Source organism: Kitasatospora sp. NPDC127111, from assembly GCF_042677465.1.
Lineage (GTDB): Bacteria > Actinomycetota > Actinomycetes > Streptomycetales > Streptomycetaceae > Kitasatospora.
Window position 1 is genome coordinate 345,370 of record NZ_JBHXTG010000001.1, and the last position, 23,154, is coordinate 368,523.

Genomic DNA, 23,154 nt, shown 5'->3' on the forward strand with positions numbered 1-23,154 from the left:
GCGGGTTGGGTGCCGTGCTCACGGGAGGCCTCGTCATCGGTTCGGGGGCGGCAGCGCGCCACCCTCCCCTGGAGCCCCGCCGTGACCAGTGGTCAAACCCTGGCTAAAACCTGAAAAGCGTACGAAAGCCTTTTGGGATTGCTGTCACGTTCCGGTCTCGATAGGGAGAAGTTTCGGAGACTCCTTGTTTAGATCATGGACAGGAAGGAGGCGCGGTAGGTTCTCACCCCATGGAGACTCTGCCCGGGAAGAACGCGGGTCCGCGGCGCACGGCGGTGCTGTCGGTGGTGGCGCTGCTGGTGCTGGTGGCGCTGGCCGTCGGGCTGACGGTCGCCGCGCGCGGGCCGGCCGGGCGCGCGCACACCGCGGCGTCCGGTCCGGCGGGCCCGACCGGGCCGCAGCCGGTGGACCTGGCCGCCCGGGTGGACGCGTACACCGCCGGCTTCGCCCCCGGCACCCCGTACACCGTGCCGGACGCGGCGCAGCGCCGGGCCGTCGCGGACGGCGTCGTCGCGGTGCTCGACGGGCGGCCCGAGCAGGCCGGGCCGGTGCTCGCGCCGGTCGGCTACCGGCTGACCGAGTTCACCGAGGCGGGCAGCGGCCGCCGGGTGGCCGAGATCGCCGACGCCTCGGGCTCCGCGGACGGCCGCGGCTGGGGCCGGGTCTACCTGGACCTCTCGGTCAGGGACCACTGGTCGGTGCAGGTGCCGCACCCGGTCTCGGACAGCCGCACCGAACTGCTCGGGGTCGACCTCTTCCGGGCCGCCCCGGGCGGCGTGCTGGTGCTGGCCGGCGCGCACCGCAGGGCCGGTCCGGACGGCTCCTCCGACCCGGCGCACCGCAGCGACACGGTGTTCGCCGCCGTGATCGAGGCGCTCACCGCGCGCGGGCTGCCCGGCATCCAGGTGCACGGCTTCGACGAGGGCAGCCTGCCCGGGCAGGACGCGGTGGTCTCCAGCGGAGTGGGCCAGGCCGGGCCGGCCGCCGAGCTCACCGCGACCGGGCTCGGACAGGCCGGATTCGCGGTCTGCCGCGCCTGGCGGGAGAAGTGCGGGCAGCTGGAGGGCACCACCAACGTCGAGGGCCGGTTCGCGGCCGGCCTCGGCGTGCCGTGGCTGCACGTCGAGCTGGGCAACGCGCTGCGCACCGAACCCGCCCGGCGCTCCGCCGTGGCGGCGGTGCTGGCCGCGACGGCCGCCTCCTGGCGGGGCCCGGCCACGCCGTAGCGCGCCTCAGCAGGGGCGGCGGCGCAGGTCCAGGACGTAGTCGTGCGGCGCGCCGGCGCTCTCCGCGGCGTCGGCGATCAGCCCCAGGTAGCGGGCGGCGGGCAGGCCGCCCTCGTAGTCGTTGAGCACGTACGTCCAGACCGGGATGTCGCCGTCCAGGGTGTGCGCGCGCAGCTTGATCTTGCGGTAGATGCCGAGCTGGACGCCCTCCCAGCGGTCGAGGCCGTCCTCGTCCATCGGCGCGACGTCGTAGAGCGAGACGAAGACCTGCTCCTTCTCGTCCTCGACCACGGTGGCCAGCGAGCCCTCCCAGCCGAGCTGTTCGCCGCCGAAGGTGAGCCGCCAGCCGTCCAGCCACCCCGTCCCGCGCAGGGGGGAGTGCGGTGCGCGGCGGGTCATCTGCCGGGCATCGAGGTTGGTGGCATACGCGGCGTAGTAGGGCATGGGGCGAAGCCTAGACCGTCCCCCGGTCGACGGACGGCCCCCCGGGCGACTGGTCGATCGCACAGGAGCCCCGACCCCGGCGTGGCAGTGCTCCCGGCGTGCGGGACAATGGGGGGCGTGACTCGGATCGTGATCATCGGTGGCGGACCCGGCGGCTACGAGGCGGCGCTGGTCGCCGCTCAGCTCGGCGCGGAGGTGACCGTCGTCGACCGCGACGGTCTGGGCGGATCGGCGGTGCTCACGGACTGCGTGCCGTCGAAGACCCTGATCGCGACCGCGGAGGTGATGACCACCTTCGACAGCTCGTACGAGGAACTGGGCATCATCGTCGCCGACGACACCCCGCCGCTGGAGCAGCAGGCGCGCGTGGTCGGCGTGGACCTCGGCAAGGTCAACCGGCGCGTGAAGCGGCTCGCCATCGCCCAGTCGCACGACATCACCCAGTCGGTGACCCGCGCGGGCGTCACCGTGCTGCGCGGCCGGGGCCGGCTCGGGCCCGGCGGGCAGGCCGTGGACGGCTCCCGCGAGGTGCTGGTGGACGCGCCCGACGGCACCGTCCAGTCGCTGCGCGCCGACGCGGTGCTGATCGCCACCGGCGCGCACCCGCGCGAGCTGCCGGACGCCCAGCCGGACGGCGAGCGGATCCTGACCTGGACCCAGGTGTACGACCTGGAGGAGCTGCCGCGCGAGCTGATCGTGGTCGGTTCCGGCGTCACCGGCGCCGAGTTCGCCGGCGCGTACCAGGCGCTCGGCTCCAAGGTCACCCTGGTGTCCTCCCGCGACCGCGTGCTGCCGGGTGAGGACCCGGACGCCGCCGAGGTGCTGGAGGAGGTCTTCCGCCGCCGCGGCATGAACGTGATGAGCCGCTCCCGCGCCGAGGGTGCCAAGCGTGTGGGGGACCACGTCGAGGTGACGCTGTCCGACGGCACGGTGATCAAGGGCACGCACTGCCTGATGGCGGTCGGCTCGATCCCGAACACCGCGGAGATGGGCCTGGAGGAGGCCGGGGTCAAGCTCAACGACTGGGGCCAGATCAAGGTCGACCGGGTCTCCCGCACCAGCGCCCCCGGCGTGTACGCGGCCGGCGACTGCACCGGCGTCTTCATGCTCGCCTCGGTCGCGGCCATGCAGGGCCGGATCGCGATGTACCACGCGCTCGGCGACGCGGTGCAGCCGCTGAACCTGAAGACCGTGGCCTCCAACGTCTTCACCGACCCGGAGATCGCCACCGTCGGCTACACCGCCGCCGACGTGAAGTGCGGCAAGATGGACGCGGTCGAGGTCAAGCTGCCGCTGCGCGGCAACCCGCGGGCCAAGATGCAGGGCATCCGGGACGGCTTCGTGAAGCTGTTCTGCCGCCCCGGCACCGGCATCGTGGTCGGCGGCGTGGTGGTCGCCCCGCGCGCCAGCGAGCTGATCCACCCGATCGCGCTCGCGGTGGACGCCAATCTGACGGTCGAACAGGTGGCCAGCGCCTTCACCGTCTACCCGTCGGTCTCCGGCTCGACGGCCGAGGCCGCCCGCCAGCTCCACATCCGCAAGCGGGCCGAGGGCGAAAACTGAGCACCTGACGCGAAGTTGGGGGCGGCCGCCGGTGGGCGGCCGCCCTTCGCGCGTCCCGGGGCGTCACCCGGACGGCGGGCGCAGTTCCGGATTGCTGACGGCGCGTATTGTACGGTCACGCGCCGCTCGACCGTGAGCAATTCCCGCTACCAGCTGCAAACGCCTGAAAGCAGACGGTCACGCAGGTTACCGTCGGTTCTGTGTTTGCAGCAGAACGTCGCCAGTTGATCCTCGAAATGGTGCGCGCCAACGGAGCCGTGTCGCTCCGCGAACTGGCCCGCGTCGTCCAGACCTCCGAAGTGACCGTGCGCCGGGACGTACGGGCACTGGAGGCAGAAGGGCTCCTCGACCGCCGGCACGGCGGCGCGGTGCTCCCCGGCGGCTTCAGCCGCGAACCCGGCTACCCGCAGAAGACCCACCTCTCCGCGGCCGAGAAGAGCGCCATCGCCGATCTCGCCGCGGGCCTGGTGGAGGAGGGCGACGCCGTGGTCGTCGGCGCCGGTACCACCACCCAGGAGCTGGCCCGCAGACTGGCCCGGGTGCCCGGGCTGACGGTGGTCACCAACTCGCTGCTGGTCGCCCAGGCGCTGGCGCACGCCAACCGGGTCGAGGTGGTGATGACCGGCGGCACCCTGCGCGGCTCCAACTACGCCCTGGTGGGCAGTGGGGCCGAGCAGTCGCTGCACGGGCTGCGGGTCTCCAAGGCGTTCATCTCCGGCAGTGGGCTGACGGCCGAACGCGGCCTGTCGACCACGAACATGCTCTCCGCGAGCGTGGACCGGGCTCTGGTGCAGTCGGCCGCCGAGGTCATCGTCCTCGCCGACCACACCAAGCTCGGCGCGGACACCATGTTCCAGACCGTGCCGACCGAGACCATCACCCGGCTGGTCACCGACGAGCACGCGACCTCCGACGACACCACCGCCCGCGAGCTGGACGCGCTGGCCGACTGCGGGGTGCAGATCGACCTCGCGCCGCTCGGCGCCGCCCCGGCTGGGGACGCCCCGGTGCACGGCACCGGCAGCGGCCCCGTGCACCAGACCCAGCCCGGCCCGCTGGCGCGCCGGGCCGCCCCGCCGCCCGGTGGCGCCCCGCTGCCGGGCCAGCGCCGTCCCGGCGCGCACGGCGGCCCCGGGGGCCCCGCGGGGCCGCTGCCGGTCCGGCTCGCCGAGCTGGGCACCGTCCCCCGCGCCCGGTAGGCCCGGGGCCCGTTCCGCGGAGCGGGCCCCGGAAAAGCGGAACCGGTCCGCACACCCCGAGGGGCGTACGGACCGGTCCGGCGGCCCGCGTCAGCGCTCGACGCCGCGCCGCGTCAGTCCTTGATCTCGCACAGGGCCGCGCCGCTGGAGACGCTGGCGCCGACCTCGGCCTTGAGGCCGACCACGGTGCCCGCCTTGTGCGCGTTCAGCGGCTGCTCCATCTTCATCGCCTCCAGGACGACGATCAGCTCGCCCTCCGCGACGACCTGGCCCTCCTCGACGGCGACCTTGACGATGGTGCCCTGCATCGGCGAGGCCAGCGTGTCACCGCTGACCGCGGAGCCGGCCTTCTTGGTGCCGACCCGGCGCTTGGCCTTCGCGGCACCGGCCGCGCCCGCCGCCGGAGCGGCCGAGACGCCCAGCGAGGACGGCAGCGAGACCTCGATCCGCTTGCCACCGACCTCGACCACGACGGTCTCGCGGCCCTCGGCCTCCTCGCCCTCGCCGGCCGCACCCGCGAACGCCGGGATGGTGTTGTCGAACTCGGTCTCGATCCACCGGGTGAAGACCTTGAACGGCTCGTCGCTGCCGTGCACCTCGGGCGCGAACGCCGGGTCGGTGACGACCGCCTGGTGGAACGGGATGGCGGTGGCCATGCCCTCCACCTTGAACTCGTTCAGCGCGCGCTTGGCCCGCTCCAGGGCCTGCTTGCGGTCGCGGCCGGTGACGATCAGCTTGGCCAGCAGGGAGTCCCAGGCCGGGCCGATGACCGAGCCGGTCTCCACGCCCGAGTCCAGCCGGACGCCCGGGCCGGACGGCGGCGCGAACAGCGTGACGGTGCCGGGCGCGGGCAGGAAGTTGCGGCCCGGGTCCTCGCCGTTGATGCGGAACTCGAACGAGTGACCGCGGACCTCCGGGTCGCCGTAGCCCAGCTCCTCGCCGTCGGCGATCCGGAACATCTCGCGGACCAGGTCGAGACCGGTGACCTCCTCGGTGACCGGGTGCTCCACCTGCAGACGGGTGTTGACCTCCAGGAACGAGATCGTGCCGTCCAGCGCCACCAGGAACTCGCAGGTCCCGGCGCCGACGTAGCCGGCCTCCTTCAGGATGGCCTTGGACGCCCGGTACAGCTCGGCGTTCTGCTCGGCGGTCAGGAACGGCGCGGGGGCCTCCTCGACCAGCTTCTGGTGCCGGCGCTGCAGCGAGCAGTCACGGGTGGAGACGACCACGACGTTGCCGTGCTTGTCGGCGAGGCACTGGGTCTCGACGTGCCGCGGGTTGTCCAGGTAGCGCTCGACGAAGCACTCGCCGCGACCGAAGGCGGCGACCGCCTCGCGCACGGCGGAGTCGTACAGCTCCGGGATCTCGTCGAGCGTGCGGGCGACCTTGAGGCCGCGGCCGCCGCCGCCGAAGGCCGCCTTGATGGCGACCGGCAGGCCGTGCTCCTGAGCGAAGGCGACGACCTCGTCGGCGCCCGAGACCGGGTCCGGCGTGCCGGCCACCAGCGGGGCACCGGCGCGCTGCGCCACGTGCCGGGCGGTGACCTTGTCACCGAGGTCGCGGATGGCCTGCGGCGGCGGGCCGATCCAGGTCAGACCCGCGTCGATGACGGCCTGGGCGAAGTCGGCGTTCTCCGACAGGAAGCCGTAGCCGGGGTGGACGGCGTCCGCACCGGAGTCGGCGGCGGCCTTCAGCACCTTCGCGATGTCGAGGTAACTGGTACCGGGGGTGTCGCCGCCCAGCGCGTAAGCCTCGTCGGCCGCGCGGACGTGCAGCGCATCCCGGTCCGGCTCGGCGTAGACGGCGACGCTGGCGATACCGGCGTCCGAGCAGGCACGGGCGACGCGGACGGCGATTTCCCCGCGGTTGGCGATGAGCACCTTGCGCACTGTGGCTCCCTTCTTGAACCTGGTCGAGTTTATGGATTTCTGGGTGGTACCGGCGAGTAGCCCCAGGTTGTGAACTATCCCACACGGAGGGTGATGCGCCCGGCGGGCCGTTCCGCGGCTCGCCCGGGGTCCGCGCAGGTGGTGGCCGGTGGCCCCGCCGGGGAGTGCTCCTCGCGGACGGTGACGGGCCCGCGCGGCGAGGCGGTGGCCTTGGACACACTCAGGCGGCGGGGGCCGCGGAGGCCGGCCTCTCCAGCGCCCGGGCGGTCACGTCGGCGGTCAGCTCGACCACGTCCGGACCGTACGCCCGCGGGTTGACGACCTTGAGGACCAGGGCGAAGGTGCCGTCCGTGCCGTACCGCCGGGCGAGTCGGCGGTGGTTGGCGACCAGGTAGCGCACGGCGGCGTGGTTGGAGACGGCGGTCTGCCCGGAGACCAGGAAGGCCGGCCGGCCGCCGGGCGCCGGGTGGAGCCGGGCGAGCAGGACGTAGGCCCGGCCGCCGGAGGGCTCGGACTCGTGCTCGTACCGGTACTCCTCGCCGCCCACCGTCAGCGACAGCTCCGGGATGGTGCCGGAGACGTCCTGGCTGACGGTCACCCCGGGCAGCCAGGAGGCCAGGTGGGCCGCCGTCCGCTCGTTGCTGGCCGGGCCGCCGAGGCAGAACTCGGCCTTGTGGCCGAGCCCCTGACGGGCTTCGTCGTGGGCCACCAGGTCGGCCTGGGCGCCGCACTCCTTGACCAGCGCGGCCAGCTCCATCAGCGCGAACACGTCGTTGCGCGACACGCTCTTGCCGCTGGCCGAGCCGGCGTGCCGGTTCACCACCAGCAGGCACTCGCTGCCGGCCGGCAGGCCGAAGAACGCGCGGACCCGCTCCAGCCGCCGTCTCCGCCGCAGGTTCTGCGCGAGCCAGCCCAGCCCGGCGCTGATCGCGCTGGCCACCAGGCCCAGCAGCACGTTGAGCAGACTGTCGGTCATCCGCCCGTCACCTCCCCCGAATCGAAAGGCCGTCAGCCTAACGGCGGTTGACCGTTCCGGACCATTGACGGCCCCGGCGCCCACTTCTAGCGTGCATCGAATGACGCTCTTCAGGGGGAAGTTGGCGGTCGCGGCCGCCGTTTGCGGGGTGCTCGCCGTGGCCGGCTGCGGCAGTGCGGGCGGTGGCGCCGAGGCGAAGGCGACGCCCACGGCGACCGCCACCGGCAGCAGCCCGGCGCGGACCTTCGGGTGCCTCAGCGCCGAGCAGGCGCGGGACGGCAGCCTCGACGTGCCGGCCGTCTCGGGCACCCGGCCGGGCTACTACCGGCCGGCCGACTCCGGCCCCGCCAAGGTCGCGGTGGTCTTCTCGCACCAGAAGGGCGGCTCGCTCTGCGAGTTCCTCCCGTACTTCCCCGCGTTCACCAAGGCCGGGTACGCCGTGCTGGCCGCCGAGGTGCCCGGCAGCCCGGCGACGGACCTGCCGTCCGCGGTGAAGTGGCTGGGGGCCAAGGGCGTGACGAAGGTCGTCCTGGTCGGCGCCTCCAAGGGCGGCACCGGCTCGCTGGTGGCCGCCGCCGCGCCGTCCCCGCTGCCGGTCGCCGCCGTGGTCTCGCTCAGCGGCCCGGCGAAGTACCAGGGCGACGACGCCGACAAGGCGGTGCGGACCTCCCAGGTGCCGGAGTTCTTCGGGGCCGAGGAGAACGACTCCCCGTTCGCCCGGGACGCCGAGGAGCTGTACGCGGCCGCGGTGGCCCCGGCGAAGGCGCTCAAGGTCTACCCGGGCGGCAACCACGGTGCCGCGCTGCTGGCCGACGGCGCGCTGCCGGACGTGCTGGCGTTCCTCGCCCAGCACGCCCCGGCGGCGGGGTGACGCGGGTGCGGGTCAGGCCCAGAGATCCGTGATGCGGACGCCGAGGTCGGCGAGGAGCGAGCGCAGCAGCGGCAGCGAGAGGCCGATGACGTTGCCCGGGTCGCCGTCGATGCCCTCGACGAACGGCGCCGAGCGGCCGTCCAGGGTGAACGCGCCGGCCACGTGCAGCGGCTCGCCGGAGGCGATGTAGGCGGCGATCTCGGCGTCGTCCGGGGTGCCGAAGCGGACGGTGGTGGAGGCGGTGGCCGAGGACTGCTCGCCGGTCACGGTGTCGATCACGCAGTGGCCGGTGCGCAGGACGCCGGAGCGGCCGCGCATCGACTGCCAGCGGGCCAGCGCCTCGGCGGCGTCGGCGGGCTTGCCGAGCGCGAGGCCGTCCAGCTCCAGCACCGAGTCGCAGCCGATCACCAGCTCGCCGCCGGTCAGCTCGGCGGCGACCGCCTTGGCCTTGGCCTCGGCCAGGACGAGGGCGAGCTCACCGGGGGTGGCGGCGGTGACGGCGTCCTCGTCGACGCCGCTGACCACCACGCGCGGGTCGAGGCCCGCCTGGCGCAGCAGCCCGAGGCGGGCGGGGGAGGCGGAGGCGAGGACGAGGGCGCGGCGGTCGGTCATGCCCACCAGGGTAGGGGGTGGGGTGTCCGCCGGTCAGGTGAAGAACCGGGCCACCATGAGCAGGACGGATCCCACCAGCACGATGGCGGCCAGCACGCGGCCGGCCCGATGCATCCGTTCCTGCATCTGCTGGGTCTCGGGGGAGGGTTCGTCGCGAGGGTCAGACCAGAGCACGCGTCCAGAGTGCGCCGCCTCCGGTGCCGCCCGCCTGAGTATCCGTACTCAGGTTTCGGACGATGCTCGGATTCCGGACGATCCGGGCCGGGGCCCGGGCAGCACGCGGAGCGGGAAGTCGGACGGGCCGACTTCCCGCTCCGCGGGACGGGGTCCGCTCAGCCCGCCCAGCCCGAGGTGCGCCAGACGTTGACGCCGGGGCGCGGGGTGCCGCGCAGCCGGCGGGCGCGGTCGTTCCAGGCGGAGTCCGGGCCGGCACCGGCACGCCGGGCCGCCTCGGCGGCGGCCTGTGCGGCGGCGGCCCGGGACTGGACCACCGCCAGGACGGTGGCCAGCTCCTCGGGGGTCGGCTGCCCGTGCAGCACGTGGATCGGGGCCATGGCTCAATCCTCTCGCGACGGCCGCTTCTCGGTAAGGGCGCTTACAGGGGGATGTTGCCGTGCTTCTTCGGCGGCAGGACCTCGCGCTTGCCGCGCAGCGCCCGCAGGCCGCGGACGATGTGCCGGCGGGTCTCGCTCGGCGCGATGACGGCGTCCACGTAGCCGCGCTCGGCGGCCAGGTACGGGTTGAGCAGGGTGTCCTCGTACTCGGCGACCAGCTCGGCCCGGCGGGCGTCGACGTCCTCGCCGGCCGCGGCGGCCTCGGCCAGCTCACGGCGGTAGACGATGTTGGCCGCGCCCTGCGCGCCCATCACCGCGATCTGCGCGGTCGGCCAGGCCAGGTTGAGGTCGGCGCCGAGGTGCTTGGAGCCCATGACGTCGTACGCGCCGCCGAAGGCCTTGCGGGTGATCACGGTGATCAGCGGGACGGTCGCCTCGGCGTAGGCGTAGATCAGCTTGGCGCCGCGGCGGATGATGCCGTCCCACTCCTGCTCGGTGCCGGGCAGGAAGCCGGGCACGTCCACGAAGGTCAGCACCGGGATGTTGAAGGAGTCGCAGGTCCGGATGAACCGGGCGGCCTTCTCGCTGGCGGCGATGTCCAGGCAGCCGGCCAGGTCCATCGGCTGGCTGCCGACGATGCCGACCGGGTGGCCCTCGACCCGGCCGAAGCCGGTGATGATGTTGCCCGCGTACAGCGGCTGGGTCTCCAGGAACTCGCCGTCGTCCAGGACGTGCTCGATCACCTTGTGCATGTCGTACGGCTGGTTCGCCGAGTCCGGCACGAGGGTGTCGAGTTCGAGGTCCTCGTCGGTGACCGTGAGGTCCGCCTCCTCCGGGAAGGACGGCGGGTCCGAGAGGTTGTTGGAGGGCAGGTACGAGAGCAGGCTCTTGACGTACTCGATCGCCTCCTTCTCGTCGGTGGCCAGGTAGTGCGCGTTGCCGGACTTGGTGTTGTGGGTGCGGGCGCCGCCCAGCTCCTCCATGCCGACGTCCTCGCCGGTGACGGTCTTGATCACGTCCGGGCCGGTGATGAACATGTGCGAGGTCTGGTCGGCCATCACCACGAAGTCGGTGATCGCGGGGGAGTACACCGCGCCGCCCGCGCAGGGGCCCATGATCAGCGAGATCTGCGGGATCACGCCGGAGGCGTGCACGTTGCGGCGGAAGATCTCGCCGTAGAGGCCGAGGGAGACCACGCCCTCCTGGATCCGGGCGCCGCCGGAGTCGTTGATGCCGATGACCGGGCAGCCGGTCTTCAGCGCGAAGTCCATCACCTTGACGATCTTCTCGCCGAAGACCTCGCCGAGGGAGCCGCCGAAGACGGTGAAGTCCTGGGCGAAGACGGCCACCTGGCGGCCGTCGATGGTGCCGTAGCCGGTGACGACGCCGTCGCCGTACGGGCGGTTCTTCTCCTGGCCGAAGTTGGTGGAGCGGTGCCGGGCGAACTCGTCGAACTCGACGAAGGAGTCCTCGTCCAGCAGCTCGGCCACGCGCTCGCGGGCGGTCAGCTTGCCCTTGGCGTGCTGCTTCTCCACGGCCTTGGCGGAGCCGGAGTGCACCGCCTCGTCGATCCTGCGCCGCAGGTCGGCGAGCTTGCCGGCGGTGGTGTGGGGGTCGTACGGCGCCTCGGTCATCCGGTGGGCTCTCCCTGATCCATGGGCCGCGACCTGTTGAGCTGCACGGGCCAGGTGGGGGCCCGCGCACGAGGGCAGGGCGGCGCAACGAACTACCGTTGGGTAGCGTAGCCAGCACGGAGGGCCAGACGTAACGTCCGGCCGTTATGGTCAGCGACACACTGTGGCGAACGGCCGTTGTGCGGGACGATTGGGCGGACTGCGACCTCTACTGTGAGCCGCATGACCTCAGAGACCCCCCGCCGTAGTGGACTGCGCGGCTTCGGCCACTCCGGGCCGTCGCCCTGGACCGATCTGGACCGGCCCCCGCTGGACGTCGAGGCGCTGCGCCACGACCTCCTGGTGCCGGGCGGGTTCTGGACCTCGCTGGACGTCGTCACCGAGACCGGTTCCACCAACAGCGACCTGGCCGCGCGCGCCAAGGACGGCGCGCCGCAGGGGGCCGTGCTGGTCGCCGAGGCGCAGAACGCCGGGCGCGGGCGGCTGGAGCGGCAGTGGACGGCGCCGGCCCGTTCGGGCCTCTTCCTCTCGGTGCTGCTCCGTCCGGACGAGGTGCCGGTCGAACGGTACGGCTGGCTGCCGATCCTGGTCGGCGTCGCCGCGGCCAGCACGCTGACCCGGGTCGCCGAGGTCGAGGTCGGCCTGAAGTGGCCCAACGACCTCCAGGTCGAGATCGACGGCACCGAGCGCAAGCTCGGCGGCATCCTCACCGAGCTGAGCGGCGGCGCCGTGGTGGCGGGCCTGGGCGTCAACGTCTCGCTGCGCGCCGCCGAACTGCCCGTCCCGACCGCCGCCTCGCTGGCGCTGGCCGGGGCCGCCGTCACCGACCGGGCCACCCTGCTGCGCTCCCTGCTGCGCGAGTTCGCCGGGCTGTACGCCGAGTGGACGGCCGCCGCCGGCGACCCGCACGCCAGCGGCCTGCTGCCCGCCTACACGGACCGCTGCACCACGCTCGGCCGCGAGGTCAGGGTCCACCTGCCCGGCGACCGCGAGCTGCTCGGCGAGGCGGTGGCGATCGACGGCGACGGCCGGCTGGTGGTCCGCACCCCCGACGGCGCCCGGCGGGCGGTCGGCGCGGGCGACGTCGTGCACGTGCGCCCCGAGCCCCGGTAGCGCTGCGCCCGGGGGGAGGCTTCACCTCCCCTTGACCCGGGCGGATGCCCCGGATCGCGGGATTCCGTGCGAATATTCAACCCGGCAGCAGTGTGAGGCGCGCCACTGCCCGCCGGGTGGCGGGCGCGTCCGGACAGGCAGGACACGAGGCAAGTGCGGCAACCGCACGGGGACGGACCGGTGGCAGAGGACGGCAGCAGCGGCGGAACGGCGGGCACCCACGACCAGACGGTCGCGCTCGATCTGGAACGCCTGATCCTGGACGCACCACGCCGCTACACCCCGTACCAGGCCGCGCGCGCCGCCGACGTCCCGATGGAGCTGGCCACGCGGTTCTGGCGGGCGATGGGCTTCCCGGACATCGGGCAGTCCCGGGCGCTCACCGACGGCGACGTGATCGCGCTGCGCCGGCTGGCGGGTCTGGTGGAGTCGGGCCTGCTCAGCGAGTCGATGGCGATCCAGGTGGCGCGTTCCACCGGGCAGACCACGGCCCGGCTGGCCGGCTGGCAGATGGACACCTTCCTGGAGAACCTCACCCAGTCCGTCGAGCCCGGCCTGACCCGCGCCGAGGTGGCGTACCCGCTGGTGGAGCTGCTGCTGCCGGAGCTGGAGCAGTTCCTGGTCTACGTCTGGCGCCGGCAGCTGGCCGCCGTCACCGGCCGGGTGGTGCAGGCCGCCGAGGACACCGAGATCACCAGTGGCCGGCTCGCCGTGGGCTTCGCGGACCTGGTCGGCTTCACCCGGCTCTCCCGCCGGCTGGAGGAGGAGGAGCTCGGCGAGCTGGTCGAGACGTTCGAGAACACCTGCTCCGACCTGATCGCCGGCCAGGGCGGCCGGGTGATCAAGACCCTCGGCGACGAGATCCTCTTCGTCTCCGAGGACCCGGTCACCGCCGCCGAGATCGCGCTCGGCCTGATCGAGGCGCTGGCCGAGGACGACACCATCCCCGCGCTGCGGGTGGGCATGGCCTTCGGCACCGTCACCTCGCGGATGGGCGACGTCTTCGGCACCACCGTCAACCTGGCCAGCCGGCTCACCTCGATCGCGCCCAAGGACGCCGTCCTCCTCGACGGCGACTTCGCCGCCGCGCTGGAGCAGAACGGCAGCGTGGCCCCGGCCGACGCGGACGGGCCGGGTCTGGCCGAGGCGCTCTCGGCCGCGGCCGGGCTGCCCGCCTCCGGCCTGCCGGTGCCGGGGCCGGACGCCGGGCACCGGTTCAACCTGCAGCCGATGTGGCGCCGCCCGGTGCGCGGGCTCGGGCTGGTCGAGCCGTGGCTGCTCTCCCGGCGGGTGCGCGGGGAGTAGCTCCGCCGTGTTCCGGCGCGGCGCGGTGCCTCGCGGTGCCTCGCGGTGCCGGCCGACGCTCTGCGGTGCTGGTCGGTGCTGGTCGGTGCTGGTCGGTGCTGGTCGGTGCGGTGCCGTTCGGTGCCGTCCGGTGCCCGTTCCGGCGGGGCGGCGGCGCGGGTCGCCGAACGGTTGAAAGCCGTACGGTTGCGCTGATCGTTCCCGGCAAACGGGGCATAACCGAATGAAACCGCCATAGTCTTGGTGCAAGCGGCCGGACGGGTGCACCGGACGGCTGCTGCGTCCCGATGGCTGCGGCCCCCGGCAGGGGTCCGCGACGGGGGCCGGGCAGGACCGAGCACAGGGAGCGAGGCGAGCCGGTGAGCAGTGAGGCGACCATGACGGACCGCGGCTGCGACTGCGACCGGCCGCGGCAGTCGGCCGCCCCCGATGTGCGCCTGAAGTCCGTCGTCGAGCTCGCCCAGGACATGGCGGGCGCCCTGACCCCGCTGGAGGCCGTCCGGGCCGCCGCCGCCCGCGCCACCGAGGCGCTCGGCGCCACCATGGCCGCGGTCTCGGTCTGGGACCGCGAGTCCGGCCGGCTGCGGGTGCTGGTCAACCACGGGGAGCTCGCGCCGGGGGAGGAGGAGCTGCCGGAGGACGAGTCCTACCCGGTGGCCGACTTCCCCGAGATCGTGACGTACCTGGAGGAGCGCTGGACCACCGGCCGCCTCCCCCGCGCCTGGCTCCAGTCGGCGGAGGACTCCGAGCCGCATACCGGGCACTCGCACCCGACCGCCGGCGCGTACTGCCAGGAGCGCGCCGCGGCGCTGCGCCGGCGCGGCCGGGCCTGCTGCGTGGTCGCCCCGATCGTGCTGCACGGGCAGGCCTGGGGCGAGCTGTACCTGGCCCGGACCGTGGGGCGGCCCGAGTTCACCGAGGCCGACGCCGACTACGCGACCCTGCTCGCCGCCCAGATCTCGGCCGGCCTCGCCCAGACCGAGCGCCTCGCCGACCTGCGCAAGCTCGCCTTCTCCGACCCGCTCACCGGACTGGCCAACCGTCGCGCGGTGGACGCCCGGCTGGAGGGCGCGCTGGCGGCGCACAACAAGGACAACACCGTCGTCTCGCTCGTGGTCTGCGACGTCAACGGCCTGAAGCGGGTCAACGACCAGCTCGGCCACGAGATGGGCGACCGGCTGCTGGAGCGCTTCGCCCACCAGCTCTCGCTGGCCGCCGCCAAGCTGCCCGGCTCGCTCGCCGCCCGGCTCGGCGGCGACGAGTTCTGCCTGCTGGTCGAGGGCCAGAAGGCGGACGAGGTGGTCGCCGTCGCCGAGGAGCTCTGCGCGCGGGCCCTCGCGCTCGCCGAGGGCGAGGGCGTCGCCTGCGGGGTCGCCTCCACCGGGGATTCGATCGGCCCGGTGACCACCGCCGACCGGCTGTTCCGGCTCGCCGACGCCGCCCAGTACCGCGCCAAGGCCGCCCGCTCGGCCCATCCGGTGGTCGCCGGGCGCAGCCACGGCCCCGGGTTCTCGCCCGACCCGACCGTGCTGCTCGCCGACGCCGCCGACCCGCACCACCGGGCCGACGCCCGTGGCCGGGCCAACGGCCGGGCCGGGGCCGGCGACCGGCGGCGGTTCCGCGGCGCCGCGCACAGCGCCGACCCGGGCCAGCTGCTCACCGCGGTGCTCGCCGCCCTCGACCGGCACGGTTCGGCCCGCTCCGTCCATCCGGCCGACACCATGGGCAAGCTCGCCGTCGTCGCGGAGACCTCGGCGCGGCTGCTGGACGCGGTCGGCTGGTGGGTCTCGTACGTGCCGCCCGGTTCGCAGCTGATGCGGACGGCCCGGCACGCCGTCTACCGGATGACCAGCGGGCCCAGCAGCAGCCGGGCGGAGACCCAGCGGGCCCAGATCGAGGCCCCGGACGCCGTCTTCGACCTGCGGCACTACCCGATGACCCGGCAGGCCGTCCACGGCGGCGCCTTCGCGCTGCGCGCGGGCGCGGCGGGCAACGACCCGGCCGAGGAGGCGATGCTGGTGGTCTCCGGCTACCGGGGCATGGTCGCCGCCGGCGGCCAGAACGCCGCGGGGGGCTGGCTGGTCGAACTGTTCGCCGACGACGCCACCCTGCCGCTGGGCCAGGCCGCCGCCGCCATGCGCGCCCTGGTCGCGGTCGCCCTGGCCGGGCCCACCTCGCCCCCGTTGAGCTGACCCCGCCCCGGGATGTGCCGGTTCGGTGACCGGGGTGTACCGGAGTGGTCGCGATCGCCTCCCCGGGGGTGGGCGCCGTCCGGCCGGCGTGGGATGGTGTCGGCGGTCGATCGGGCACGGTGCCCCGACCGGGATCGGGGGATTGAGCTGTGCGCAGACGTCTGACGAGTGCCGGGGTGGCCGCCGTACTGGCCTTCGGGGGCGCCGCGGCGGTCGCCGCACCCGCCCAGGCCGCCGTGGTGAGCACGGTGGCGCGGGGAGCCTCGGCCTCCGCCCTGACGACGACGACCGCGGTCCCGGCCGCCGCCCGGGCCGCCGGGACGCAGGCCGCGGCCGACTCGCACCGGACCGTGGAGCTGGCCGGGTCGAAGTCCAAGTCCAAGAAAAAGAAGAAGGGCTTCTTCGACAAGCTCATCGGCAAGATCATCGGCGCCGTGGTGGCCCTGATCCTGATCGTCCTGCTCATCGCCCTGGTCGTGGTGCTGGTCCGCCGCAGCCGCCGCTAGCCGGCCCGGCCGGCGGCCTCCGGGGCTCCGAGCGCGCGCAGGACCGCCTGGACCAGGCGGTCCGCGTACGCGTGGTCGAGCGGGCCGAGGCCGTGCAGCCAGCGGTAGTACATCGGGCCGTAGAGCAGTTCGACGGCGAGGTCGAGGTCGGCGTCGGGGGCGATCCGGCCGGCCTCGCGGGCGTGTTCCAGGCGGGTGCGGGTGACGCCGAGCAGGGGGTCGAGCAGCCGTTCGCGGTACTCCCGGAGCAGGGCCGGGTCGTTGAGCACCTCGGCGACGAGGGCGCGGCCGGTGCGGTCGAAGCCCGGGTCGGACAGTTCGTCGGCGGTCGGCCGCAGGACGGCCCGGAGGTCCGCGGCGAGGTCGTCGGTCTCCGGGAGGCCCAGGCTGCCGTGGGCGTCCTCGCTGGCGGCGAGGAAGGCGTCGAACACCACCGCGCCCTTCGAGGGCCACCAGCGGTAGATGGTCTGCTTGCCGACGCCGGCCCTGGCGGCGATCTTCTCGATGGTCAGCTTGGCGAAGCCGGTCTCGGCGACGAGCGCGGCGGCGGCGTCGAGGATCGCCGTGCGGCTCTGCTCGCTGCGGCGGCTGGGGTCGGGGGCGGTTTGACGGGCCATGGGGGCATCGTACCCGGCTTGCGAGACGGAACGTATCGTCTTGGCGAGGCCGGGCACGCTCCGGCTCAGGCGGCGATCCGGTCCGGGCGGGTGTAGACGTTGGCGCCCTCGCCGCGCAGGAAGCCGACCAGGGTCAGGCCCAGCTCCTCGGCGAGGTCCACCGCGAGCGAGGAGGGCGCGGAGACCGCCGCCAGCAGCGGGATCCCCGCCAGCGCCGCCTTCTGGGTGAGCTCGAACGAGGCGCGGCCGCTGACCAGCAGCACGTGCCCGGTCAGCGGCAGCCGGCCCTCGCGCAGCGCCCAGCCGATCACCTTGTCCACCGCGTTGTGCCGGCCGACGTCCTCGCGGGCGCAGAGCAGCTCGCCGGTCGTCCCGTCGAACAGGCCGGCCGCGTGCAGGCCGCCGGTGGACTCGAAGGTCCGCTGCGCCGCCCGCAACCGGTCCGGCAGCCCGTACAGCAGCGCGGGCGGGACGGTCAGCGGGTCGGTGCCGATCGAGTGGCGGACGTGCGTGCGGACCGCGTCCACGGTGTCCCGGCCGCAGAGGCCGCAGGCACTGGTGGTGAGCAGGTTGCGGTGGGCGGAGAGCGGGACGGTGCCGGGGGTGCGCAGGGTCGCGTCCACCACGTTGTACGTGTTGGCGCCGGTGTCGTCCGTCCCGGCGCAGTAGCGCAGCGCGGCGAGCGTGTCCGCGTCGTGCACCAGGCCCTCGCCGACCAGGAAGCCCGCCACCAGGTCGAAGTCCTGCCCCGGGGTCCGCATGGTCACCGTGAGCGGCTCGCCGCCGAGCCGGATCTCCAGCGGCTCCTCGGCCGCCAGTGCGTCCGGCCGCGCGCTGCGCGCGTCCCCCCGCAGCCGTACCACTCGCCGCCGCGCCGTCGCCCGCGTCATCGCCCCGCCACCTCCGTACCGTCCGTCACCCCCACAGCGTGCGCCAACCGTGGCCGTGGCGGGAAATCCGGGACCGTTCGAAGACGTCTGCGCCCCGGACGGCCTCCAGCTGTTGTCATATCTCCATTCACCTGGTGTGATGGTGTATATGGATATGCACAGTGCTGCGGCCCCCCACGCGCCGCTCGTCCAGGTCGGCAAGGCCGACGTCAGCGCCGAGGACGTGCTGGCCGTCGCGCGCGGGAACGCCCGGGTCGAGATCGGCCCCGACGCGCTCGCCGAGATGGCTGCCGCGCGCGCCCGGATCGACGCCCTCGCGGCCGAGCCGCGCCCCGTCTACGGCGTCTCGACCGGCTTCGGCGCGCTCGCCGTCCGGCACATCAGCCCCGAGCTCCGCGCCCAGCTCCAGCGCTCGCTGGTGCGCTCGCACGCCGCCGGGATGGGCCCGGCGGTGGAGCGCGAGGTGGTCCGCGCGCTGATGTTCCTGCGGATGAAGACGCTGGCCTCCGGCCGGACCGGCGTCCGCCCGCTGGTCGCCCAGACCATGGCCGCCATCCTCAACGCCGACATCACCCCGGTGGTCCGCGAGTTCGGCTCGCTCGGCTGCTCCGGCGACCTCGCGCCGCTCTCGCACTGCGCGCTGGTGCTCATGGGCGAGGGCGTGGCGACCGGCCCCGACGGCGTCGAGAAGCCCGCCGGCGAGCTGCTCGCCGCGGCCGGCATCGAGCCGGTCGAGCTGCTGGAGAAGGAGGGCCTGGCCCTCATCAACGGCACCGACGGCATGCTCGGCATGCTGGTGATGGCCATCGCCGACCTGCAGCGGCTGTTCACCACCGCCGACATCACCGCCGCGATGACCCTGGAGGCACTGCTCGGCACCGACAAGGTGCTCGCCCCCGAGCTGCACGCCCCGATCCGCCCGCACCCCGGCCAGGCGCTCTCCGCCGCCAACATGCTGGCCGTCCTCAAGGGCTCCGGCCTCACCGGCCACCACCAGGACGACGCGCCGCGCGTCCAGGACGCCTACTCGATCCGCTGCGCCCCGCAGGTGGCCGGCGCCGGTCGCGACACCCTGGCCCACGCCCAGCTGGTCGCCTCCCGCGAGCTGGCCGCCTCGGTGGACAACCCGGTGGTCCTGCCGGACGGCCGGGTCGAGTCCAACGGCAACTTCCACGGCGCCCCGGTCGCCTACGTGCTGGACTTCCTCGCCATCGCCGCCGCCGACCTCGGCTCGATCTCCGAGCGCCGCACCGACCGGCTGCTCGACAAGGCCCGCTCGCACGGCCTGCCGGCCTTCCTGGCCGACGACCCGGGCGTGGACTCCGGCCTGATGATCGCCCAGTACACCCAGGCCGCGCTGGTCAGCGAGAACAAGCGGCTCTCGGTGCCGGCCTCGGTCGACTCGATCCCGTCCTCCGCGATGCAGGAGGACCACGTCTCGATGGGCTGGTCCGCCGCCCGCAAGCTGCGCCAGGCGGTCGACAACCTCGGCCGGATCCTCGCCGTCGAGCTGACCGCCGCCGCCCGCGCGCTGGAGATCCGTCAGCAGGCGGACTCGGGCGGCAGGGTGGCCCCGGCCACCGCCGCGGCGATGGCCGCCGCCCGGGAGGCCGGGGTCGGCGGCGCCGGCCGCGACCGCTTCCTCTCGCCGGACCTGGAGGCCGCCGCGGCGCTGGTCGCCTCCGGCGCGCTGGTGAAGGCGGTCGAGCAGGTCACCGGCCCGCTGGCCTGACGCCCCGCCCGGCGCGGGGCGGGTGGGCTCAGTCCCACTCGCCCCGCGCCGACTTCGACCGGTGCTCCTCGCGCCGGTCGGCGAACGCGGCCGCGAAGTTGACGCCGACGATGCCGGTCCAGCAGACCACCAGGCCCATGAAGCCGGCGAAGCCGCCGTTCCCGCCGTCGGTCGCGATCGCGGTGAGCGGGATGCCGAGGGCCAGCGAGATCACCGCCAGCCGGGAGCCGGGGCGGCCGGACCCGCGCGGACGGTGGTGGCGGTGCGCGGGCGCGTACTCGTCCAGCCGGTCGGCCACCCGGCGCTCGACCCGGGCGTCCAGCCGGGCGTCGAGGCGCCTCATGAAGGAGTCGACGAGCTCCGACTCGTACTCCTTGCCCAGTTCCTTGCGGGCCTGCAGGGCGGCGTCGAGGTCGCGCCGCAGTTCGTCCTGGCGAGTGTCCATGGTGTCCAGCCTGGGCCCGCGCTACCCTGCCGGTCCATCGCTTCGCACGGTAATCGGGGCGGCCTCAGGGGGAAATCAGGGTCACCCCGAGACGTGTCCGGCGGGGCGTCCCACCTGCCGGGGCGTCTCACCGGGCGTCCCGGCGTGCGAGACGTCTTTGCCAGCCGCCGCCCGCTGCTGCACAGTCGTCGTCCGAACAGCTCGCACCCGGAGGTACCGCTGATGACCGCCACCGACGAAAACGGCACCGTCGGCCCCTCCGCCCGGCTGCTCCAGCTCTTCGAGGGCCACCGGCTCACCCCCACCCAGCGCCGGATCGCCCACTCGCTGGTCCGGCACGCCGGCGAGGCGCCGTTCCTCTCCAGCGTCGAGGTGGCCGAACTGGCCGGGGTCAGCCAGCCCTCCGTCACCCGCTTCGCGGTGGCGCTCGGCTACGACGGCTACCCGGCGCTGCGCAAGCAGCTGCGCGAGCTGGGCGTGGGCGAACCCGCCACCCCGGAGACCCCGGCCGACGTCGTCCGCAACGAGCACCAGCAGGCCGTCCTCGCCGAGATCGAGCACCTGCGCCACCTCGCCGAACTCCTCGCCGACCCGGAGCCGATCACCCGCGCGGCCCGCCTGCTCGCCGCCTCCCGCCCGCTGCCCGTCCTCGGCCTGCGGGCCGCCTCCGCGCAGGCGCGCGGCTTCGCGTACTTCGCCGCCAAGGTGCACCCCGACATCCGGCTGCTCGACGAGGGCGGCAGCATGCTCGCCGACCGGCTCGAACAGGCGAGCGCCGCCGGCGCCAGCGCCCTGCTCTGCTTCGCGCTGCCGCGCTACCCGCGCGAGCTGATGGACGCTCTGGCGGTCGCCAAGGACTGCGGGTTGACCGTCCTCACCGTCGCCGACAGCGCCTTCGCGCCGGTGGCCAAGCTCTCCGACCTGATGCTGCCGGCCGCCGTCGGCACCGGCCTGGTCTTCGACACCGCCTGCGCACCGATGATGCTCGGCCGGGTGCTGCTGCAGACCATGTGCGACGAACTCCCGGGCGCGGAGGCCCGGTTGGAGGCGATCGAGCAGTCCGCCGCGGCCCGCGGGCTGTTCCTGGAATAGGAGTGGGCCGCGGCCGCTCCGGCCCGGAACGGTCGCGGGCCCGGGCGGCCGCGGCCGGCGTCCTGGAGTAGTCGTCACGAACCCGGGCATCCCTAGGGGTAGGGGGTGCCGCCATGCGCGTGATCCACGAGATGAAGTTCGTCGCCCGGCTCGCCTCCGGTGCCGACGAGTGGACCTGCCCGACCTGCGGACGCCGCGTCACCCTGCGCCGTCTGCCCGACCCCGAACTCACCGTCCTCGACCCGGGTGACGAGAGCGCCGTCCACGTCGGCGTCATCGAACCCGACGCCCGCGCGGCCGCCGCCGCCGAGAAGTACGGCCTCGGCCCCGTTCAGGAGATCCCCCGACCGCCCCGCCCCCCGGCCCCCGCCACCCCGGACGACGCGGACCGCGCCTGGCTCGCCGAGATCGGCATCGACTGGGACGGCGACGCGGCCGCCTGAGGCCTGTCCGGGGGACACCCGCGCCCCGGTCGCCGCGCTGTTGCGGCGCGCCGGGGTGCCGTCGTGCCCCGCGGCTGATCGGATGGATCGAGGTCTGGTCGAGGACTGAATGTTTGGATATATTCAGTCGAACCAAGCCTGAATGAAATCATCCGCAGGGAGGCCAGGACATGGTGCAGCAGACGACCGGACCGCGTGAGGTGCGTGCGGCGCGCGGGACGGGGCTGACGGCGCAGGGGTGGCAGCAGGAAGCCGCCCTGCGGATGCTGATGAACAACCTCGACCCCGAGGTGGCCGAGCACCCGTCGAAGCTGGTCGTCTACGGCGGCACCGGCAAGGCGGCCCGCGACTGGCGCTCCTTCGACGCCATGGTCAAGACGCTGCAGGGGCTGAAGCAGGACGAGACCATGCTGGTCCAGTCCGGCCGCCCGGTCGGCGTCATGCAGACCCACGAGTGGGCGCCGCGCGTCCTGATCGCCAACTCCAACCTGGTCGGCGACTGGGCCAACTGGGAGGAGTTCCGCCGGCTGGAGAGCCTCGGGCTCACCATGTACGGCCAGATGACCGCCGGATCGTGGATCTACATCGGCACCCAGGGCATCCTGCAGGGCACCTACGAGACCTTCGCCGCCGTCGCCAACAAGCGGTTCAACGGCAGCCTGGAGGGGACGATCACCCTCACCGCCGGCCTCGGCGGGATGGGCGGCGCCCAGCCGCTGGCCGTCACCATGAACGGCGGCGTGGCGATCTGCGTCGACTGCGACCCGTCCCGGATCGCCCGCCGGATCGAGCACCGCTACCTGGACGTCGAGGCCAAGAACCTCGCGCACGCCCTGGAGCTGGCCACCGCCGCCCGCGACAAGAAGCAGCCGCTCTCCATCGGCCTGCTGGGCAACGCCGCCGAGCTGTTCCCGCAGCTGCTCGCGATGGACGCGCCGATCGACATCGTCACCGACCAGACCAGCGCCCACGACCCGCTGAGCTACCTGCCGCTCGGCGTCGCCTTCGACGACATGGCCACCTACGCGGCCGAGAAGCCGGCCGAGTTCACCCAGCGCTCGCGCGAGTCCATGGCCAAGCACGTCGAGGCGATGGTCGGCTTCCAGGACCGCGGCGCCGAGGTGTTCGACTACGGCAACTCGATCCGCGGCGAGGCCCAGCTGGCCGGCTACGACCGTGCCTTCGCCTTCCCCGGCTTCGTCCCCGCGTACATCCGCCCGCTGTTCTGCGAGGGCAAGGGCCCGTTCCGCTGGGCGGCCCTGTCCGGCGACCCGCAGGACATCCACAAGACCGACAAGGCCGTGCTCGACCTCTTCCCGGAGAACGAGTCGCTGCACCGCTGGATCAAGATGGCCCAGGAGAAGGTGCACTTCCAGGGCCTGCCCGCGCGCATCTGCTGGCTCGGCTACGGCGAGCGCGACAAGGCCGGCGAGCGGTTCAACGACATGGTCGCCTCCGGCGAGCTGTCCGCGCCGATCGTCATCGGCCGTGACCACCTGGACTGCGGCTCGGTCGCCTCCCCGTACCGGGAGACCGAGGCGATGCTGGACGGCTCCGACGCGATCGCCGACTGGCCGCTGCTCAACGCCATGGTCAACGTCGCCTCCGGCGCGTCCTGGGTCTCCATCCACCACGGTGGCGGCGTCGGCATCGGCCGCTCGATCCACGCCGGCCAGGTCACGGTGGCCGACGGCACCCCGCTGGCCGGCGAGAAGATCCGCCGGGTGCTCACCAACGACCCGGGCATGGGCGTCATCCGGCACGTCGACGCCGGCTACGACCGGGCCGACGAGGTCGCCGCGGAGCGCGGTGTGCGCGTCCCGATGGGTGAGCTGTGACCTCCTTCGAAGA

At 73.9% G+C, this 23,154-nt stretch carries 21 protein-coding genes and 1 pseudogene; 12 read left to right on the forward strand and 10 right to left on the reverse strand.

Annotated features, from left to right (window positions below; genetic code table 11):
* The first annotated feature begins 230 nt into the window (after positions 1-230).
* Positions 231-1,226, forward strand: a complete 996-nt coding sequence (locus ACFVHB_RS01660; protein WP_380314216.1) for a hypothetical protein — start codon at positions 231-233, stop codon at positions 1,224-1,226.
* A 6-nt stretch (positions 1,227-1,232) separates the two neighbouring features.
* Here the strand turns inward: ACFVHB_RS01660 and ACFVHB_RS01665 are convergent, their stop codons facing one another.
* Complete coding sequence (locus ACFVHB_RS01665; RefSeq protein WP_380314217.1) at positions 1,233-1,670, reverse strand: gamma-glutamylcyclotransferase; 438 nt, start codon at positions 1,668-1,670, stop codon at positions 1,233-1,235.
* A gap of 108 nt (positions 1,671-1,778) precedes the next feature.
* On the opposite strand from ACFVHB_RS01665, the gene ACFVHB_RS01670 reads away from it, so the two are divergent.
* A complete protein-coding gene (locus ACFVHB_RS01670) occupies positions 1,779-3,233 on the forward strand; it encodes an NAD(P)H-quinone dehydrogenase (protein WP_380314218.1) in 1,455 nt (484 codons plus the stop codon).
* Positions 3,234-3,469: 236 nt separating this feature from the next.
* Positions 3,470-4,432, forward strand: coding sequence for a DeoR/GlpR family DNA-binding transcription regulator (locus ACFVHB_RS01675; protein WP_380314261.1), 963 nt, complete (start codon positions 3,470-3,472; stop codon positions 4,430-4,432).
* Positions 4,433-4,545: 113 nt separating this feature from the next.
* Here ACFVHB_RS01675 and ACFVHB_RS01680 read toward each other — a convergent pair whose 3' ends face one another.
* The gene (locus ACFVHB_RS01680; RefSeq protein WP_380314219.1) at positions 4,546-6,321 is read right to left on the reverse strand and encodes an acetyl/propionyl/methylcrotonyl-CoA carboxylase subunit alpha; all 1,776 of its coding nucleotides are present in this window, start codon (positions 6,319-6,321) and stop codon (positions 4,546-4,548) included.
* A gap of 220 nt (positions 6,322-6,541) precedes the next feature.
* Positions 6,542-7,297, reverse strand: coding sequence for a hypothetical protein (locus ACFVHB_RS01685; RefSeq protein WP_380314220.1), 756 nt, complete (start codon positions 7,295-7,297; stop codon positions 6,542-6,544).
* A 100-nt stretch (positions 7,298-7,397) separates the two neighbouring features.
* Between ACFVHB_RS01685 and ACFVHB_RS01690 the strand changes: the two genes are divergently transcribed.
* A complete protein-coding gene (locus tag ACFVHB_RS01690; RefSeq protein WP_380314221.1) occupies positions 7,398-8,168 on the forward strand; it encodes an alpha/beta hydrolase family protein in 771 nt (256 codons plus the stop codon).
* A 12-nt stretch (positions 8,169-8,180) separates the two neighbouring features.
* On the opposite strand, the gene ACFVHB_RS01695 is transcribed toward ACFVHB_RS01690, so the two are convergent.
* From ACFVHB_RS01695 to ACFVHB_RS01710, 4 genes are all read right to left on the reverse strand, one after another.
* A complete protein-coding gene (locus tag ACFVHB_RS01695) occupies positions 8,181-8,780 on the reverse strand; it encodes a nucleoside triphosphate pyrophosphatase (protein ID WP_380314222.1) in 600 nt (199 codons plus the stop codon).
* A 33-nt stretch (positions 8,781-8,813) separates the two neighbouring features.
* Positions 8,814-8,954, reverse strand: a complete 141-nt coding sequence (gene mmpB, locus ACFVHB_RS01700; protein WP_380314223.1) for a morphogenic membrane protein MmpB — start codon at positions 8,952-8,954, stop codon at positions 8,814-8,816.
* A gap of 158 nt (positions 8,955-9,112) precedes the next feature.
* Complete coding sequence (locus tag ACFVHB_RS01705) at positions 9,113-9,334, reverse strand: acyl-CoA carboxylase subunit epsilon (protein ID WP_380314224.1); 222 nt, start codon at positions 9,332-9,334, stop codon at positions 9,113-9,115.
* 41 nt (positions 9,335-9,375) lie between these two features.
* Positions 9,376-10,968, reverse strand: a complete 1,593-nt coding sequence (locus tag ACFVHB_RS01710) for an acyl-CoA carboxylase subunit beta (protein ID WP_380314225.1) — start codon at positions 10,966-10,968, stop codon at positions 9,376-9,378.
* Positions 10,969-11,190: 222 nt separating this feature from the next.
* Here ACFVHB_RS01710 and ACFVHB_RS01715 point away from each other — a divergent pair, with 222 nt between their 5' ends.
* The 4 genes and pseudogenes from ACFVHB_RS01715 to ACFVHB_RS01730 all read left to right on the forward strand — a co-directional run bounded on the left by ACFVHB_RS01715 (position 11,191) and on the right by ACFVHB_RS01730 (position 16,084).
* Positions 11,191-12,081: a biotin--[acetyl-CoA-carboxylase] ligase gene (locus tag ACFVHB_RS01715; protein WP_380314226.1), complete on the forward strand. Its 891-nt coding sequence runs from the start codon at positions 11,191-11,193 to the stop codon at positions 12,079-12,081.
* A 180-nt stretch (positions 12,082-12,261) separates the two neighbouring features.
* The gene (locus ACFVHB_RS01720; protein WP_380314227.1) at positions 12,262-13,386 is read left to right on the forward strand and encodes an adenylate/guanylate cyclase domain-containing protein; all 1,125 of its coding nucleotides are present in this window, start codon (positions 12,262-12,264) and stop codon (positions 13,384-13,386) included.
* A gap of 467 nt (positions 13,387-13,853) precedes the next feature.
* Positions 13,854-14,990 (forward strand): annotated as a pseudogene (locus tag ACFVHB_RS01725) (diguanylate cyclase domain-containing protein); the annotation flags it as partial.
* Between the two features lie 737 nt (positions 14,991-15,727).
* Positions 15,728-16,084: a hypothetical protein gene (locus ACFVHB_RS01730; protein ID WP_380314228.1), complete on the forward strand. Its 357-nt coding sequence runs from the start codon at positions 15,728-15,730 to the stop codon at positions 16,082-16,084.
* Here the strand turns inward: ACFVHB_RS01730 and ACFVHB_RS01735 are convergent.
* Together ACFVHB_RS01735 and fdhD are read right to left on the reverse strand one after the other, a co-directional pair.
* Positions 16,081-16,701 (reverse strand): TetR/AcrR family transcriptional regulator, encoded by a 621-nt coding sequence (locus ACFVHB_RS01735; protein ID WP_380314229.1) that lies wholly within the window; start codon positions 16,699-16,701, stop codon positions 16,081-16,083. The two genes, ACFVHB_RS01730 and ACFVHB_RS01735, sit on opposite strands and share 4 nt — an antisense overlap.
* A 65-nt stretch (positions 16,702-16,766) precedes the next feature.
* Positions 16,767-17,591 carry a formate dehydrogenase accessory sulfurtransferase FdhD gene (fdhD, locus tag ACFVHB_RS01740; RefSeq protein WP_380314230.1) on the reverse strand — a complete coding sequence of 275 codons (825 nt, stop codon included), beginning with the start codon at positions 17,589-17,591 and terminating at the stop codon, positions 16,767-16,769.
* A 154-nt stretch (positions 17,592-17,745) separates the two neighbouring features.
* Here fdhD and hutH point away from each other — a divergent pair, with 154 nt between their 5' ends.
* A complete protein-coding gene (hutH, locus tag ACFVHB_RS01745) occupies positions 17,746-19,323 on the forward strand; it encodes a histidine ammonia-lyase (RefSeq protein WP_380314262.1) in 1,578 nt (525 codons plus the stop codon).
* A 28-nt stretch (positions 19,324-19,351) separates the two neighbouring features.
* Here the strand turns inward: hutH and ACFVHB_RS01750 are convergent, their stop codons facing one another.
* Positions 19,352-19,768: a hypothetical protein gene (locus tag ACFVHB_RS01750; RefSeq protein ID WP_380314231.1), complete on the reverse strand. Its 417-nt coding sequence runs from the start codon at positions 19,766-19,768 to the stop codon at positions 19,352-19,354.
* Positions 19,769-19,990: 222 nt separating this feature from the next.
* On the opposite strand from ACFVHB_RS01750, the gene ACFVHB_RS01755 reads away from it, so the two are divergent.
* The 3 genes from ACFVHB_RS01755 (at position 19,991) to hutU (ending at position 23,141) form a co-directional block, all read left to right on the forward strand.
* On the forward strand, positions 19,991-20,860 hold the full coding sequence (locus ACFVHB_RS01755) for a MurR/RpiR family transcriptional regulator (RefSeq protein WP_380314232.1): 870 nt from the start codon (positions 19,991-19,993) through the stop codon (positions 20,858-20,860).
* A 113-nt stretch (positions 20,861-20,973) separates the two neighbouring features.
* Positions 20,974-21,303, forward strand: a complete 330-nt coding sequence (locus ACFVHB_RS01760; protein ID WP_380314233.1) for a hypothetical protein — start codon at positions 20,974-20,976, stop codon at positions 21,301-21,303.
* A 170-nt stretch (positions 21,304-21,473) separates the two neighbouring features.
* On the forward strand, positions 21,474-23,141 hold the full coding sequence (gene hutU / locus ACFVHB_RS01765; protein ID WP_380314234.1) for a urocanate hydratase: 1,668 nt from the start codon (positions 21,474-21,476) through the stop codon (positions 23,139-23,141).
* Positions 23,142-23,154 lie beyond the last annotated feature (13 nt).